Here is a 17088-nt window from a genome sequence, read left to right as displayed (position 1 = left end):
ACATTTAGCTATATTTGCAAAATCTAAAGACGCTTATAAATTTTTTACAACTACTATAATAATTAACCTAACCCTTAAAGACTATGCAGAAAAGATCGTTTCTTACAGTCGTAATGTTCCTGATAGGAATGTTTATGACGGGGGCGTACGCACAAGTACACACAGTTTCTGGTCTGGTGAAAGACAAAGAAATGGGTGAACCCCTTGTTGGAGTAAGCGTGTCTGTAAAAGGCACGAAGAATGCAACCATGACTGACCTGAACGGCAACTACACCATTCAAACCAGCCCGAAAGACGTACTCGAATTCAAGTATGTCGGCATGAAAAATGCAGAGGAGACTGTAGGCAACCGCAAGGTTATCAACATCACTCTCGTAGCTAACGCAGAAAGCCTCGGCGAAGTCGTAGTGACAGCCATGGGTATCAAGCGTCAGTCGGAGACCCTTACCTACTCGGCTCAGACCGTAGGCGGAAAGGACGTCAACGACATCAAGTCAATCAACATGATCAACTCGCTGCAGGGCAAGAGCGCAGGTCTTCAGATTACGCCTAACTCTACCGGTGCAGGCGGTTCTTCAAAGATTTTGTTCCGCGGCAACAAGTCAATCTCTGGTAGCAACCAGCCGCTCATCGTCATCGACGGTGTGCCGACAATGACCAATACCACAACCTCTCAGGTATCAAGCGACTACGGTGGCGAGCGCGACGCAGGTGACGTTATGTCTACCATCAACCCCGACGATATCGCTTCTATCACACTTCTGAAGGGCGCTGCCGCTTCAGCTCTCTACGGTGCGGTGGCTGCCAACGGCGCCATCATGATCACCACAAAGCAGGGCATGGCAGGCAAGGTGAACGTGAACGTATCGAGCAACACCACAATGGAGGTTCCGATGATTCTGCCTGAGTTCCAGAACACATACGGCGCAGGCGCTGACGGCACATTCTCTTGGGGCGACAAGCTCAGCAAGGCTTGCAAGAACTACGCAGAGTCGTTCTTCCGCACAGGCTTCACAACCAACAACACCGTATCGCTCTCGGGCGGTAGCGAGAACTTCAAGGGCTACTTCTCTTACGGCAACGTATTCTCTCACGGCATGACTCCTGAGAACACATTCCGCAGCCACAACCTCAACACTAAGGTAGACTTCAAGGTGCTCAACAACGTATACGTCGACTTCTCGGCTAAGTACAGCAACCAGTACTCTAAGAACCAGGCTGCTGCCGGCTACCTCTGGAACCCGCTCACAGGAGTATACCTCGCTCCGCGCGGCATCGACTGGGACCACTACAAGGACAACTACGAGGTTTACGACCCCACACGCGGCTGCAACGTACAGAACTGGACCAACACCGAGCTGCAGCAGTTCGGCAACCCGTACTGGATGCTCAACCGTCAGACTCCTATCTCTAAGCGCAACCGCTATGAGTTCGGTGGCTCTATCAAGTGGGACATCACTCCCGACCTCAACATCCAGGGACGTATGCGCTACGAGCGCGGCGAAGAGCAGTTCATCCACAACGCTTACGCTTCGTCTGTAGGCAACCTCTACAAGATGGGACGCATGAAGAACAACCGCTACTTCAGCGACCAGCTCTACGGCGACGTGCTCATCAACTACAACCATACTTGGAACGACTGGGGCCTCACAGCTACAGCAGGCTCAAGCTTCACCAAGACCAAGACCGCACACGTAGACCTCTGGGGCGAGGGCGAACAGTACAAGTCGCCGGGCGACGGCAACATCTACTATCCGAACATCTTCACTCCGAACAACTTCTACGGCAACATGTCTAAGCTGGGCAGCGGCGACGCTATGGAGACAGAAAAGCGCCTCAACGCCGTGTTCGCAACAGCTCAGGTAGCCTTCAAGGAGGCTGTGTTCCTCGACCTCTCTGCACGTAACGACTGGTCTTCAGCTCTCGCATTCACCGACGGTTGCTCGTTCTTCTACCCGTCAGTAGGCGCCAGCGTACTGCTCAACAAGCTCGTGCCTATGGGCGAGCAGGTTAACCTCTTCAAGTTCCGCGGCAGCTACTCTATCGTAGGTAACGACGTGCCTATCTACATGTCTAACCCACGCTACACTCTCGGCGAGTCGGGCGCTATCTCTGCACCTGACAAGGCTGCGTTCCGCACATTGAAGCCAGAGAAGACCCACTCTATCGAGGTAGGTTTCGACGGTACATTCTTCAACAACCGTCTCGACTTCTCTCTTACATACTATAAGACAAACACCAAGAACCAGTTCTTCTCTGTTTCGGCTCCTTACGAGAGCGGTCTGCGCAACCGTTACGTCAACGCCGGCAACGTACAGAACCAGGGTATCGAGGCATCTATCGGCTGGCACCAGCAGTTCAACCCCGACTTCTCTTGGTCTACCAACTTCAACATCTCTTACAACGAGAACAAGATCAAGGAGCTCGTAGAGGGCTTGGAGAACGGTCTTACCATCGCTTCTTGGCAGGGCGCTAAGGTAGTGCTCAACGAGGGCGGCTCTTACGGCGACCTCTACGTACGCCAGATCAAGCGCGACGAGGCAGGCAAGCCGGTAAAGAACGACAAGGGCGAACCTATCCTCATGGGCGACAACGTTGACGAGATGAAGTATGCAGGCAACATGAACGCAAAGGTGAACTTCGGTTGGACAAACACATTCCACTACAAGGACTTCACATTCTCATTCCTCATCGACGGTAAGTTCGGCGGCAGAGTGCTCTCTGCAACTGAGGCTACTCTCGACGGTTGGGGCGTTTCAAAGCGTTCTGGCATCGCACGCAACGCAGGTAAGGTTGTGGTTGACGGCGTAGAGTTCGACCCGCAGGCTTGGTACACAACAACAGGCTCTTCTAACTTCAACAACTCTTACGCTACAGAGTTCTACGTATACAAGGGCACGAACGTACGTCTGCGCGAGATGAGCCTCGGCTACACCTTCCGCAACCTCTTCGGCAACGGCAAGAACCTCACTGCTGCGCTCATCGCACGCAACCTCTTCTTCTTCTACAAGGACGCTCCTTGCGACCCGGACGTATCAATGGGTACCGGCAACGGCGTGCAGGGTGTCGACATCTTCAACCTCCCGTCGGCAACAAGCTTGGGTCTGAACCTGAAGTTGAACTTCTAATTTTTGAGCGAGTAAAAACAAGTTTTACAACCGTTTAAAATCTAAGGAAATATGAAAAAGAGAAATATATTCGCGGTGTCATCAATGCTGGCACTGGCTGTGATGGGTAGCGGAATGCTTAGCTCATGCACAGACGACTTCGAAGATCTGAATACAAACAAGACGCAGGTAGACCCGGGCGATCTGCCGTTCAAAGCACAGTGTGCCGAGGCAATGAACTATTGCTACCCGCCTCACCAGAACATGTTCCAGTTCTGGACAAACCTCACCATCGACCTCTACGGTGGCTACTTCCAGACACCTCACGGCAACTTCACCAACTGCGATATGGGTGAGAACCGCGGACACAGTGGCGGTATGTACGAGAACTACTATCTGCATATCTTCAACAACACACGCCGCAACATCGCCAACCTCGACAAGCAGGAGAACGCCGGACTGGCTGGCACAATGCGCATCGTGCAGGCTGTAGGTACAATGCAGGCTACAGACGCATACGGACCGCTCGCCTACTCGTCTATCATCAACGCCGAGAGCGAGTCTACCTATCGCTTCGACAGTCAGCAGAAGCTCTATGAGCAGATGCTCGACGACCTCGACAAGGCTATCGCCGGACTGCAGAAGATGGACGACACAGAGAAGGCTTCGCTCGCTACATACGACACATGGGGCGGTGGCGATCCGGCTATCTGGGTGCAGATTGCAAACACCATGAAGCTGCGTATCGCTCTGCGTCTCTCTAAGCGCGAGAGCGAGATGGCTGCCGACGGCTACGACCTCAAGGCTATCGCTACGGCTGCTGCTGCCAACACCCTCGCCGTTTCGGGCAAGGACATCGTCGTTAAGGACCAGAGCAACGAGCTGAAGCGTATGTTCGACTGGCAGGACTGCGGCATGAACGCTAACCTCGTAACCCTTATGGTGGGCATGAACGACCCGCGTCTGCCTCTCTACATGACAAAGAATGCTGACGACATCACCAACGAGAAGGGCGTCACCACTCCTAAGGGATCCGTTTACTGCGGCATCCGCTACGCAAGCGGCATGGCACAGAAGGGTTCTAACGGCTCGTACGGCTACAAGATGTCGCAGTGGGTTGGCGCTTACAACACTCCGCTGCCTATCTTCAAGGCTGCCGAGGCTTACTTCCTGCTTGCCGAGGCTAAGCTGCGCTGGAACATCGGCACTGAAAGCGTAAAGAGCCTCTACGAGAAGGGCATCCGTCTCTCTATCAAGAACGAGCTTGCTTATAAGGGATCGTTCGCAGGCATCGAGAACATCAGCGACGCCGACATCGACGCTTACATCAACGGCACAACCGGTCAGGCAGACTACGTTGATCCGGGCAACTCGGCTAACAACTGCAAGGCTGTCAACACGCTCGGCGTGAAGTGGGACGACGCTGCAAGCAAGGAAGACCAGCTCGCACGCATCCAGACTCAGAAGTACATCGCTCTCTTCCCGCTCTCTAACGAAGGTTGGGCTGAACAGCGCCGCACCGGCTATCCGAAGTTCTTCGTAGCTTTGGTTAACAAGAGCGAAGGTGCTGTCGACACTCAGGAAGGCGTTCGCCGTGTTATCTACAGCAGCAATGCTTACGACACCAACGCTGAAGGCGTAAAGGGTGGCATCGAGCTTCTCGACAAGGAGAACACCAGCAAGAAGGGTATCTCTGGCGATAAGGGCGGCACACACCTCTGGTGGGACAACGCTAACAAGGGCAACTTCTAAGCGTCAGCTACAGAATAACTAAAAAACGGACTCTGCCAAACACATTTGGCGGAGTCCGTTTTTTTCATAGTAGCGGAGGTATCCTGCCTCCGCCACAGTGGGCTGGTTTCATTATTTTTTAGTATCTTTGCAGAAGATAAAAAGATAGTGCAGAACTATAAAAAGCTGCACATAACTATAAAACCCAAGCAATATGAAGAAAATCGTGATTCTCGACTTCGACGGCACCATCGCCGACACGAAGCCCGTTATACTTAACACCTTCCACCGCACTTTCGACGCTATGCTCCTGCCGCAGCACAGCGACGAGGAGATAGCCGCTACAATCGGTCTGCCGCTCGTGGAGGCGTTCCCCGTGCTCGAGCCGATGGACAAGGAGAAGGCTGCGGAGTGTACAGCCAAGTACCGCGAGATATTCGAGGACGTGAACCGCGAGATTGGCGTGCCGATGTTCCCGCACGTGGCTGACACGGTGCGACTGCTGCACGCAAAGGGATGCATAGTGACCATCGCTACAAGCCGCGGATATAAGTCGGCTGTCGACTTCGTGCGCTCGTTCGGTCTCGACGACGTCATAACGCTCGTCGTGGCTGCCGAGGACGTGCGCCACGCCAAGCCCGATGCCGAGCCGGTGCTGAAGACGCTGAAGCACTACAATCTGAAGCCCGAGGACGCCGTCGTCGTAGGCGACACCCACTTCGACATCCTCATGGGTCGCAACGCCCACTGCATGACCATCGGCGTTACGTACGGCAACGGTTCGCGAGAGAGTCTCATGGAAGCTGGCGCCGACGCCATTGTCGACGATTTTGCAGAAATTGCAGAGTTGGTGTGATGGGATGGTGGTGAGGTGGTGAGATTTGTTGCCAGCATTAACCAAGCTTTTACAACTTTTTTCCAGCATTTCAACCATACTTTTGCAACTTTTTTCCAGCATTTCAACCATGCTTTTACAACTTTTTGCCAGCAAACATCCCATCTCTCTCAATTATATTTGCTAAATTTGCATATTAATTAGGTGCATACCGCTTCTATACAACAACGAATAACAAAAAAACAAAACAAAAATATAATGGAACAAGCACTTTGGATTTACAATACGCTGTCGCGTCGCAAGGAAGTGTTCAAGCCGCTGCACGCCCCTAACGTGGGCATGTACGTCTGCGGACCTACCGTCTATGGCGACCCACACCTGGGCCATGCGCGCCCGGCTATCACGTTCGACATTCTCTTCCGCTACCTCAAGCACCTCGGCTATAAGGTGCGCTACGTGCGCAACATCACCGACGTGGGTCACTTGGAGCACGACGCCGACGAAGGCGATGACAAGATAGAGAAGAAGGCTCGCCTGGAGCAGCTCGAACCGATGGAGATTGCGCAGTATTACACCAACCGCTACCACGCAGCTATGGAAGCGCTGAACGTGCTGCCGCCAAGCATCGAGCCGCACGCTACGGGTCACATCATCGAGCAGGAGCAGCTCGTGCAGCAGATTCTCGACAACGGATTCGCATATGAGAGCAACGGCTCGGTTTACTTCGACGTGAAGAAGTACAACGAGAAGCACCACTACGGCATTCTCTCTGGTCGCAACCTCGACGACGTGAAGGACGCATCGCGCGCTCTTGACGGTGTTGGCGAGAAACGCAACCAGGCAGACTTCGCACTCTGGAAGAAGGCATCGCCTGAGCACATCATGCGCTGGCCGAGCCCCTGGAGCGACGGCTTCCCGGGATGGCACTGCGAGTGTACGGCGATGGGCCGCAAGTATCTCGGCGCCCACTTCGACATACACGGCGGCGGAATGGACCTCGTGTTCCCGCACCACGAGTGCGAGATTGCGCAGGCTGTGGCTTCGCAGGGTGACCAGATGGTGCACTACTGGATGCACAACAACATGATCACAATCAACGGACAGAAGATGGGCAAGTCGCTCGGCAACTTCATCACACTCGAGGAGTTCTTCACGGGCAACAACAAGAACCTTGAGCAGCCCTACTCGCCGATGACCATACGCTTCTTCATCCTCTCGGCTCACTACCGCGGCACAGTCGACTTCTCTAACGAGGCGCTGCAGGCTTCGCAGAAGGGTCTTGAGAAACTCATGAACGGCATCGCCGACCTCGACCGCATCGCTGCTTCGGCAGAGAGCGACGCCGAGACAAAGAAGGTTGTGAGCGAGCTGCGCCAGAAGTGCTACGACGCCATGAACGACGACTTCGCTACGCCGCTCGTCATAGCTCATCTCTTCGAGGCTTGCTCCGTAGTAAACAAGCTCGTAGACCACAAGGCTACCATCTCTGAGGCTGACCTTAAGGAACTGGCTGAGACAATGCGCCTCTTCGCGTTCGACCTGCTCGGTCTGCGCCCCGACAACGCCGGCTCTTCATCGCATCGCGAGGAGGCTTTCGGCAAGGTCGTAGACATGGTGCTCGACCTCCGCTCTAAGGCTAAGGCGTCGAAAGACTGGGCTACCAGCGACCGCATCCGCGACGAACTGGCTGAGCTTGGCTTCGAGGTGAAGGACACCAAGGACGGTGCTACCTGGAAGCTTAAATAAGAGTTTTGAATTTTGAGTTTTGAGTTTTGAATTAACATTAGCAAAGGCTTAAGAAGGCCTAAGAAGGCTTAGAAAGGCTTAAACGCAGCCCAAGAGCGGCTTAAAGCTCCCAAAATAATAAAAAGCAATGAAGAAAATATCTATAATCGCCGCAGCTATCGCTCTCTGCAGTTGCTCGGCAACAAAGACAACAGACGCAGCCGTTGACCTCAACGGCGAGTGGGACATCGTAACCGTAGACGGCACTGCTGTCGACACCACAAAGACAGAGTTCCGCCCTACACTGGGCTTCGACACAGCAAAGAACAACGTGTTCGGATGCGCCGGATGCAACTCTATCAACGGCAAGGCAAAGGTGGATGCTGCAAAGCAGACCATCAGCTTCTCGGAGATAGGCACCACGCTGATGCTCTGCGCCCACATGGAGTATGAGCAGCAGATTCTGAAGGCTCTCGAAAGCGTGAAGGGATACAAGGCTGGCAAAGGCTGCGTTGAACTCACAAACGGCAGCGGAAAGGCTGTGCTGCAGCTGAAGAAGCAGTAATAAAAGTAGCATAGGTGAAAGCCTCCGCCACACCAAGTAGAATAGTAATATTTGCTTGCTGCGGAGGCCAGAGACCTCCGCTACGGAATAACCCCTAAAACAGAAATCGTATGAAACACATAGTATTTCTTACTGGCGCCGGCATGTCCGTGGAGTCGGGTTTCAAGACGTTCCGCGGCAACGACGGCTTGTGGGAGAACTATCCCGTCGACCAGGTTGCGTCGCACGAGGGATGGCTTGCCGACCCCACACTCGTAACCAACTTCTACAACATGCTGCGCCGAAAGCTCTACGCAGCGCAGCCCAATGAGGGCCACCGCCTCATCCACGAGCTGGAGAAAGACTATAAGGTGACGGTCATCACGCAGAACGTGGACAACCTGCACGAGAAAGCCGGCTCCACCAGTGTGATTCACCTGCACGGCGAACTGACAAAGGTGTGCTCCTCACGCGACGTGGACGACCCGCGCTACCAGCGCACTCTGACCGAGGACAACTGCGAGGTGAAACCCGGCACACTCGCCGGCGACGGATCGCTCGAACGCCCGTTCATAGTGTTCTTCGGCGAGTCGGTGCCTATGATTAGCGTTGCGGCAGAGGCTGCAGAGCAAGCCGACATCTTCGTGATTATAGGCACATCGCTCAACGTCTACCCAGCTGCGGGCCTCATCCACTATGTGCGCCCCTCTGCACCCGTATACCTCATCGACCCCGAACCGTCGATGGGCGTAGGCAGACAGAACTTCAAGCACTTCCAGTGCGGAGCAAGCGAAGGGATGAAACGCCTGTGCGAAGAGCTCGGCGTAAAGTAATCTGGACAGCAATAGTATAAAAAAGACGAACACGAATAACTCAAATCTCACGAATGTATAAACCTTCGATTCGTGAAATTTGTGTTATTCGTGTTCGTTATTATATCCGATTTATATTTTCGAATCCTTAGAACTTGTAGTTGATTCCGAACAAAACGTTTCTGCCGTCTACGTCGAAGCCCCATGTGTTAGCCTCGTCAACACGCTGATAGCCGAGGAAACCGATCTTTGTGACGAAAGCTACGTGTTTTGAAAGGTTCACCTTAAGACCCGGCTTCAGACCGATCTCGAAAGCGTCGTAGTCATCCAACGGCTTCTTGTTGTCGTAGTGAGCATAGCCTACTGTGCCCTCGATGAAGAAGTCAACAACCTTTGAGCCACAAACGGTATAGCGTACGTACGGAGCAAGCTCGAAAACCTTCTGACCGTTCTCAACGCCTGTATAGCCTAAAGAAACACCTGCATCCCACTTCTTGTCAATCTGGAAGCCAATCTCCGGAGCTATCTTCCAGCTGAAGTACGAATCGTCGTCAACACTGGTGTTAGCAAGGCTGAAACCGCCGCCGATATACACCTGAGCGCTTGCACATACGGCTACAAAGAGAGTAGCCAAAGTCATCATAATCTTTTTCATAATTGTTTGATTTTTTTAGTGATTACTACACGAAACATTACGTCGCGTGCTGATACTATTAAATATTTAAGCGCCACAAATGTACGCTTTTTAATAATATGAAACAATAAAAAGCGAGAAAAATAACACTACTACCCTATAAATTCGCGCATTTTTGATGTACAACGAGCAGTTTGCACCGCTGTTTTCCGCCGTTTGCCTAATTATTCGTACCTTTGTACGATATATCAGATAGTAGCGGAGGTCTCCGACCTCCGCTACTAAAAAAACAAAAAACTCAAAGAATAATGCACAAACTCAGAACAATAGAAATGCAGCGTCTGTCGGTAGACGAGTTTCACGAGGCGAACAAGTTGCCGCTCATCGTGGTGCTCGACGACGTGCGCTCGCTCCACAACGTAGGCTCGGTGTTCCGTTCCTCCGACGCTTTCCGCGTAGAAGCCGTTTACCTCTGCGGCATCACCGCTACTCCGCCCCACCCCGAGATTCACAAGACGGCGCTCGGAGGCGAGGACTCCGTGACTTGGCGCTACTTCGAGACGGCTACCGAGGCGGTGGCAGAACTGCAGAAAGAGGGCGTTTTCGTCTATTCTATAGAGCAGGTGGAAGGCTCCACGAAGCTGCAGAACCTGCAACTGGACACCGACCGCCGCTACGCCGTGGTGTTCGGCAACGAGGTGAAAGGCGTACACCAGGAGGTGGTAGACCTTGCCGACGGATGTCTTGAGATACCGCAGTTCGGCACAAAACACTCGCTGAACGTCAGCGTGACGGCAGGCATCGTGATTTGGGAGGTTGCAAAGCAGTTCTTGGAAAGGCTTAAACTTTAAGTCTGTTTTAAAAAAAATATTCTTTGCTAACAACAATAAAAAACAATGCAAATTGTAGAAATACTAATTATTCTTACAATTTGCATTGTTTTTATTGTAAATACACAACTATATACATGCATCAATAATTGTAACTATTATCCAAAGTATAAATGGAGTCAATATTACAAATAAGTCACCTGAATATTTTTTAAAAGCTTTTTTATAACTTTCTGTCTCTTGCTTATGAGAATATATTAAAAAAATAGTACTGAAAACATATAGGAAAAAAAATATCCAAGTTATATAAATCATCCAACTAACTCTGCCTATATACGTTATTAATCCACTTATATAAAAAGAGAAACTAAATAATTCATGTAGCCTTTTCATTTATAATTACTTTTTATTAATACATTCACTAAAATCATATTTCTTCCAAAAGTACAAATTAAAAACAAATACCACAAACAGTATTTTTATTTTTTATAATTTCATAAGAAAACACAACAGATTATTTATAAGCATCTCACTATCTAATAATTATAACTCTATTTATTATTTTTTTCGTAACTTTGCAGCGTTATATCCACTTGAAACATACATAATTATATAAATGAAGAAACTTTTTATCGAGACATACGGCTGCCAGATGAACGTGGCAGACTCTGAAGTAGTGGCTTCCATTATGCAGATGGCAGGCTACGAACTGTGCGAGAACGAGGCAGAGGCTGACGCCATCTTCCTCAACACCTGCTCTATCCGCGAGAACGCAGAGAACAAGATATACGGACGACTTGAGACTCTGCACGCAGAGCAGAAGAAGGGACGCCAGCTCATACTCGGCGTGCTCGGCTGCATGGCTGAGCGTGTGCGCGAAGACCTCATACAGAACCACTTCGCCAACCTCGTTTGCGGTCCCGACTCCTACCTCAATCTGCCGGACATGATTGCGCAGTGCGAGAACGGACAGAACGCCATGAACATCGAGCTGAGCACCACCGAGACCTACCGCGACGTTGTGCCGCAGCGCATCGGCGGCAACCGCGTGAGCGGCTTCGTGAGCATCATGCGCGGCTGCAACAACTTCTGCCACTACTGCATCGTGCCTTATACTCGCGGACGCGAACGCTCACGCGACGTGGAGAGCATCCTGCGCGAGGTGCGCGACCTGCACGACCGTGGCTTCAAGGAGGTGACACTGCTCGGACAGAACGTGAACAGCTATGGTCTGACGCCTGCCGGAAAGCGCATCGAAGGCGGATGCTCGTTCGCCGAACTGCTGCACAAGGTGGCGCAGAGCGTGCCAGATATGCGCGTGCGCTTCACCACCTCGAACCCCGAGGATATGACCGACGACATTCTGTACGCCGTAGCCGAAGAGCCTAACCTCTGCAAGCACATCCACTTCCCGGCACAGAGCGGATCGACAAAGATACTGAAGCTGATGAACCGCAAGTACACACGCGAGCAGTACTTGGAGCGCGTGGAGGCTATACGCCGCATCATACCCGGCTGCGGACTCTCTACCGACCTCTTCGTGGGCTATCACGACGAGACGCCGGAGGATCACGCAGAGACGCTCTCGCTGGTGCGCGAGTGCCAGTTCGACTCGGCTTTCATGTTCAAGTATTCGGAGCGCCCGGGCACATACGCCGCAAAGCACCTGCCCGACAACGTGTCGGAGGAGGTGAAGATAGAGCGCCTCAACGAGCTTATAAGCCTTCAGACGGAGGTGAGCGCTGAGCAGAACCGCAAGGACATCGGCAAGACATTCGAGGTGCTCGTAGAGGGCTACTCGAAGCGTTCGCGCCAGCAGCTCATGGGACGCACCGAGCAGAACAAGGCTGTAGTGTTCGACAAGGGCACGTACCACATCGGCGACCGCGTGATGGTGAAGATTACGGACGCTACATCGGCTACGCTGCTGGGCACTATAGCCGAATAAACGTATGATGCAGAGAACAACGCATCATATACAGCAGACAACTAATATATCGCAAAACAACGCATAACCGCATAACGATATGAAAGAATTCCTACAGGTACTGAGGCGCTTCGTGCCGCCCTACAAGAAGTATATAGCGCTGACAGCCACGTTCAACATCCTGTCGGCTGTGCTCAACATCTTCTCCTTCGCAGCACTCATACCTATACTTCAGATTCTCTTCCGCACAGAAGGCGCGGGCAGCGCTACGCATCTCATGCCGTGGAGCTTCGACAACATAAAGGAGGTGCTGTCGAACAACGCCGACTACTACGTGACGCAGCTCATAGCCAACGTCGGACCGACCACTACCCTACTCGTCATCGGTCTGTTCCTCGCCTTCACCACGTTCCTCAAGACGGGTGCCTACTTCCTCTCGTCTGCCACCATCATTCCGGTAAGAACGGGCGTGGTGCGCGACATACGCAACCAGCTCTACCGCAAGATAACATCGCTGCCGCTGAGCTTCTTCTCAGACGAACGCAAGGGCGACATCATAGCGCGTATGACGGGCGACGTGCAGGAGATAGAGAGCTCGATAATGTCGTCGCTCGACATGCTCTTCAAGAACCCTATTCTCATCACGTTCTACTTCGGAGCGCTTATCTTCATCTCGTGGCAGCTCACGCTCTTCACCATCGTCTTCGTGCCTATCTTCGGATGGTTCATGGGCTTCGTGGGCAGAAAGCTCAAGAAGAAGTCTATCAAGGCGCAGTCGCTCTGGAGCGACACAATGTCGCAGGTTGAGGAAACACTCGGCGGACTGCGCATCGTGAAGGCGTTCTGCGCTGAGGAGAAGATGAACACACGCTTCTCTAACATCAACAACGAATACCGCGACGCCGTGCAGCGCGTGAACATTCGCCAGCAGATGGCTCACCCGATGAGCGAGTTCCTCGGCACGGTGCTCATCATCATCGTGCTCTGGGTGGGCGGCATACTGGTGCTCGACAACAAGATACTATCCGGTCCGTCGTTCATCTACTATCTCGTAATGCTCTACTCTATCATCAACCCTCTGAAGGAGTTCTCAAAGGCGAGCTACAACATACCGAAGGGTCTCGCCTCAATGGAGCGCGTAGACAAGATTCTGAAGGCTGAGAACACCATTAAGGAGCCTCTGCATCCGAAGCACATCGCTTCGTTCGATCATCAGATAGAGTTCCGCCACGTGTCGTTCCGCTACGGCGAGCAGTGGGTGCTGCGCGACATCAATCTCACTATAGAGAAGGGCAAGACCGTGGCACTCGTCGGACAGAGCGGTTCGGGCAAGTCGACACTCGTCGACCTCATTCCGCGCTACTACGACGTGCAGGAGGGCGAGGTGCTCATCGACGGCATCAACGTGAAGGACCTCGGCGTACACGACCTGCGTCAGCTCATCGGCAACGTCAACCAGGAGGCTATTCTCTTCAACGACTCGTTCCGCGGCAACATAACGTTCGGCGTCGAGAGCGCCACGCAGGAGCAGATTGAGCAGGCGGCGCGCATAGCCAACGCTCACGAGTTCATCATGCAGACCGAGCACGGCTACGACACCAATATCGGCGACCGCGGCGGACGTCTCTCTGGCGGACAGCGACAGCGCGTGAGCATAGCCCGAGCCATACTGAAGAACCCGCCCATACTCATCCTCGACGAGGCTACATCGGCGCTCGACACCGAGAGCGAACGACTCGTGCAGGACGCGCTGGAGCGCCTTATGAAGTCGCGCACGACGGTGGCTATCGCCCACCGCCTGTCTACCATCAAGAACGCCGACGAGATATGCGTAATGCACGAGGGCGAGATTGTAGAGCGTGGCACGCACGAAGAACTTATAGCGCTCGGCGGCTACTACAAGAAGCTGCACGAGATGCAGAAATAACTATTTTTCAAAATATCAACTATCAACAAAGCAGAGGTCACATCACTGTGGCCTCTGCTTTTTTTTACCCTAACAGTAGCGGAGGTGAAAGCCTCCGCAGCACCAAGCCAAATAGTTTCTACTAATAGCATTGCAGCTTGCGGCGGCGGCCAGAGACCGCCACTACTATTCAGTTTCAAATAATACAGGTTATCCACAATTTACAGAAAACTGTTGATAACTCTGTAATAAACTGACTCACAATAAATAATTATCAACAAACCTGTGTATAACTACGTTAGTTTACTGCATACAGGCAGGCTTCTAACAGGGTTATCCACAGGGTTTATCCACAGGTTATACTAAACAGGCAGCCTGTAGCAAAACCCAGAATCACGATGCCGTAGTCTCCTACTGTTAGATTTATGGGCAATTTCATAGTTTAGACACACACTATACGGAGAAGCAACAGGCATAAACCTGTCCAAACTGACAATATAGACAGACAACACCCTCCTACCAAACAACCGAGTTATCCACAATTTTCAACAACCTGTTGATAACTCCGTAACACACTAACTCTTAACATATTAGTATTAACAAACATGTTGATAAACCTGTTGGTTTGAGTCTACACATTCCTACTAATCAACCATACATCCTAACAATCTCTCATAATCTTACTAACAACAGCCAACATAACACTAACAACCGCTGCACATGTTATCAACAACTCCCAAGACAGGGCTATATTGAAAAACGCCTGCATTATTGTTGATAATGTTGATAACACAGGTAAAAGACTGATATACAATAAGAAGTTATCAACATATCCTGTTGGTTATGCTGTTAGTATTCAGACGAAACAAGGTTAAAATCAACATAAAACAGGACTTATATCAACATAGAACGAGCTTGATATCATATAAAAACCAGGTTTAGGCAGCATTAAACAAGACTGCAATCCACAAACCATCTTATTACCGTGAACTGGTAACGCTGTTACCGTTGCGCGGTAATAAAGTTACCGAACTGCGGTAATGATATTCTTGCTACGTGGTAATTCTATAGCACGACAAGGACTATAGCGAAGAAATACACGAGAAATCCACAAAACCTGTTGATATTGTTGATAACTGTTGTAAAGCACTGATAAACAACAGGAAGTTATCAACACACCTGTGGATAACTATGTTAGGATAATGGATTGAATAGCAAAACAATCTGTTTGCGAGTTTTGCCCCCTCCTACGATTAGTATTTCATCACTATTTATAACCTGGTTGCTAATATCCTACAACCGCCAGTGGTCATTCTCAAACCTGTTGATAACCTGTGAATAACCTACTAACAACTATGTTAACAACTCGGAGATTATCAACAGGTAAACAGGCGGAGTGGGGCAGATGTGGATAACTGTGTGCGTTATCAAATTAATATTCTAAAGTTTTCCACAGGTTTTTTAAAGAAAAAGATATAAACTTATTAACTTTGCAGGTGTAACGGCACTTTTGTGAATAACTCATGTATATCGTTCATTTTCAAAGAGAAGATATCAACACGACCTGTTGAGAGTCCTGTACCACATGTTAATAACGAAATAACCAAAGAAACAGGCGGAAAGTTTTCAACGTACTAACAGCATATCATACTCATATTCTTTTTCTTTTCTTTAAATAAAAAGAAATAAATATATAGATAGGTGTTGAGAAGTTGAAGGGGTGTTGTGGTGAGATGGTGAGATGGTGAGATGGTGAGATTTGAAAGCGGCGCCTGTTGGCCTTTCCAAACAGGGATGGAGTAGGGACAGGCGGCGAAAGCGTAGCAATACATGTTGAGTAAGGAAAGGCAGAATATGCCGCAATATAAAAAGAAACAATATTAAACAAAGATATATGAACAACGATTGGAAAGAGAAGGGTTACATCAACGAGCCGGTTGATGGATCCGTTGACTTGAAGAAGGAGATACGTCGCTTGTGTGAGGAGAAGGACGCTGTTGTGCTGGCTCATTATTATACGGTGGGCGAAGTGCAGGAGGTGGCCGACTTCATAGGCGACTCGCTGGCATTGGCGCGCAAGGCTGCAAAGACCGACGCGAAGATCATCGTGATGTGCGGCGTGCACTTCATGGCTGAGACATGCAAGCTGCTCTCGCCGGAGAAGAAGGTGCTCTGCCCCGACCTCACAGCCGGTTGCTCGCTTGCCGACTCGTGCAAGGCTGAGGACCTGAAGGAGTTCAAGGCGCAGCACCCTGGCTATAAGGTGGTGAGCTACGTGAACACTACGGCTGCCGTGAAGGCGCTGACAGATGTGGTTGTCACTTCGGGCAACGCGAAGAAGGTGGTGGACAGTCTGCCGAAGGACGAGAAGCTCATCTTCGGTCCCGACTACAATCTGGGCAACTATATCAACAGCGTGACGGGTCGCGACATGCTGCTCTGGAATGGTGGCTGCCATGTGCACGAGAAGTTCTCTGTAGAGGCAATCGTGAAGCTGAAGCAGGAGCATCCGAAGGCTGTAGTGATGGCTCATCTGGAGTGCAAGGCGCCGGTGCTCGCCGTGGCAGACGTGAAGGGCTCTACGGCTACGATGCTCAACTACGCCAAGGAGCACAAGGAGACGAAGGAGTATATCATCGCTACCGAGGCTGGCATACTGCACGAGCTGCAGCGCAACTGTCCCGACGTGAAGTTCTATCCGGTTCCGCCGGAAGTGTCTGAGGGTGGGGTAGGCTGCTCTTGCAACGAGTGCGAGTACATGAAGAAGAATACGCTGCTGAAGATATACAATACGCTGCGCTACGAGCTTCCGGAGGTGACGGTAGACGAATCTATCGCCAAGGATGCCGTTAAGCCGATAGAGCGCATGCTGGAGCTTTCCTAAGGTTTACTCCCAGGGGGTGCACTTGTCTCCGCTCGGCTTTGCCGCTTGCCAGAGCAAGAAGTGCACCAACCAAGCAAGAAGTGCACCAATATTAAATCCTCCCACAGATTTCACTCTAAGTTTGCAGAAGAATGCGACGCAGTCGCATAAACG

General features: G+C 51.2%; 11 protein-coding genes. 10 read left to right on the top strand and 1 reads right to left on the bottom strand.

What is annotated here, in order from left to right:
• The first annotated feature begins 83 nt into the window (after nt 1-83).
• The 6 genes from KTQ90_RS05865 to KTQ90_RS05840 all read left to right on the top strand — a co-directional run bounded on the left by KTQ90_RS05865 (nt 84) and on the right by KTQ90_RS05840 (nt 8775).
• The gene (locus tag KTQ90_RS05865) at nt 84-3128 is read left to right on the top strand and encodes a SusC/RagA family TonB-linked outer membrane protein (protein ID WP_217317576.1); all 3045 of its coding nucleotides are present in this window, start codon (nt 84-86) and stop codon (nt 3126-3128) included.
• 51 nt (nt 3129-3179) lie between these two features.
• Nucleotides 3180-4859, top strand: a complete 1680-nt coding sequence (locus KTQ90_RS05860) for a SusD/RagB family nutrient-binding outer membrane lipoprotein (protein ID WP_217317575.1) — start codon at nt 3180-3182, stop codon at nt 4857-4859.
• A 193-nt stretch (nt 4860-5052) separates the two neighbouring features.
• Nucleotides 5053-5694: an HAD family hydrolase gene (locus KTQ90_RS05855; protein ID WP_217317574.1), complete on the top strand. Its 642-nt coding sequence runs from the start codon at nt 5053-5055 to the stop codon at nt 5692-5694.
• Nucleotides 5695-5931: 237 nt separating this feature from the next.
• On the top strand, nt 5932-7419 hold the full coding sequence (gene cysS / locus KTQ90_RS05850; RefSeq protein WP_217317573.1) for a cysteine--tRNA ligase: 1488 nt from the start codon (nt 5932-5934) through the stop codon (nt 7417-7419).
• A gap of 127 nt (nt 7420-7546) precedes the next feature.
• Nucleotides 7547-7963, top strand: coding sequence for an META domain-containing protein (locus KTQ90_RS05845; protein ID WP_217317572.1), 417 nt, complete (start codon nt 7547-7549; stop codon nt 7961-7963).
• Between the two features lie 110 nt (nt 7964-8073).
• The gene (locus KTQ90_RS05840; protein WP_217317571.1) at nt 8074-8775 is read left to right on the top strand and encodes an SIR2 family NAD-dependent protein deacylase; all 702 of its coding nucleotides are present in this window, start codon (nt 8074-8076) and stop codon (nt 8773-8775) included.
• A 127-nt stretch (nt 8776-8902) separates the two neighbouring features.
• Here KTQ90_RS05840 and KTQ90_RS05835 read toward each other — a convergent pair whose 3' ends face one another.
• Entirely contained in the window at nt 8903-9409 is a 507-nt protein-coding gene (locus KTQ90_RS05835) for an outer membrane beta-barrel protein (RefSeq protein WP_217317570.1), read from the bottom strand.
• A 287-nt stretch (nt 9410-9696) separates the two neighbouring features.
• Here KTQ90_RS05835 and KTQ90_RS05830 point away from each other — a divergent pair, with 287 nt between their 5' ends.
• From KTQ90_RS05830 to nadA, 4 genes are all read left to right on the top strand, one after another.
• Nucleotides 9697-10239: an RNA methyltransferase gene (locus KTQ90_RS05830; protein WP_007898413.1), complete on the top strand. Its 543-nt coding sequence runs from the start codon at nt 9697-9699 to the stop codon at nt 10237-10239.
• Between the two features lie 595 nt (nt 10240-10834).
• Nucleotides 10835-12166, top strand: a complete 1332-nt coding sequence (gene miaB / locus KTQ90_RS05825; RefSeq protein ID WP_217317569.1) for a tRNA (N6-isopentenyl adenosine(37)-C2)-methylthiotransferase MiaB — start codon at nt 10835-10837, stop codon at nt 12164-12166.
• 79 nt (nt 12167-12245) lie between these two features.
• The gene (locus KTQ90_RS05820) at nt 12246-14072 is read left to right on the top strand and encodes an ABC transporter ATP-binding protein (RefSeq protein ID WP_217317568.1); all 1827 of its coding nucleotides are present in this window, start codon (nt 12246-12248) and stop codon (nt 14070-14072) included.
• Nucleotides 14073-15945: 1873 nt separating this feature from the next.
• Nucleotides 15946-16935: a quinolinate synthase NadA gene (gene nadA / locus KTQ90_RS05815; protein WP_217317567.1), complete on the top strand. Its 990-nt coding sequence runs from the start codon at nt 15946-15948 to the stop codon at nt 16933-16935.
• The last annotated feature ends 153 nt before the right edge of the window (nt 16936-17088 follow it).

The organism is Leyella stercorea (assembly GCF_019052365.1).
Taxonomy (GTDB): domain Bacteria; phylum Bacteroidota; class Bacteroidia; order Bacteroidales; family Bacteroidaceae; genus Prevotella.
The sequence above is the reverse complement of the archived record's forward strand: the minus strand, read 5'-3'. Positions and strand labels throughout refer to the sequence as shown.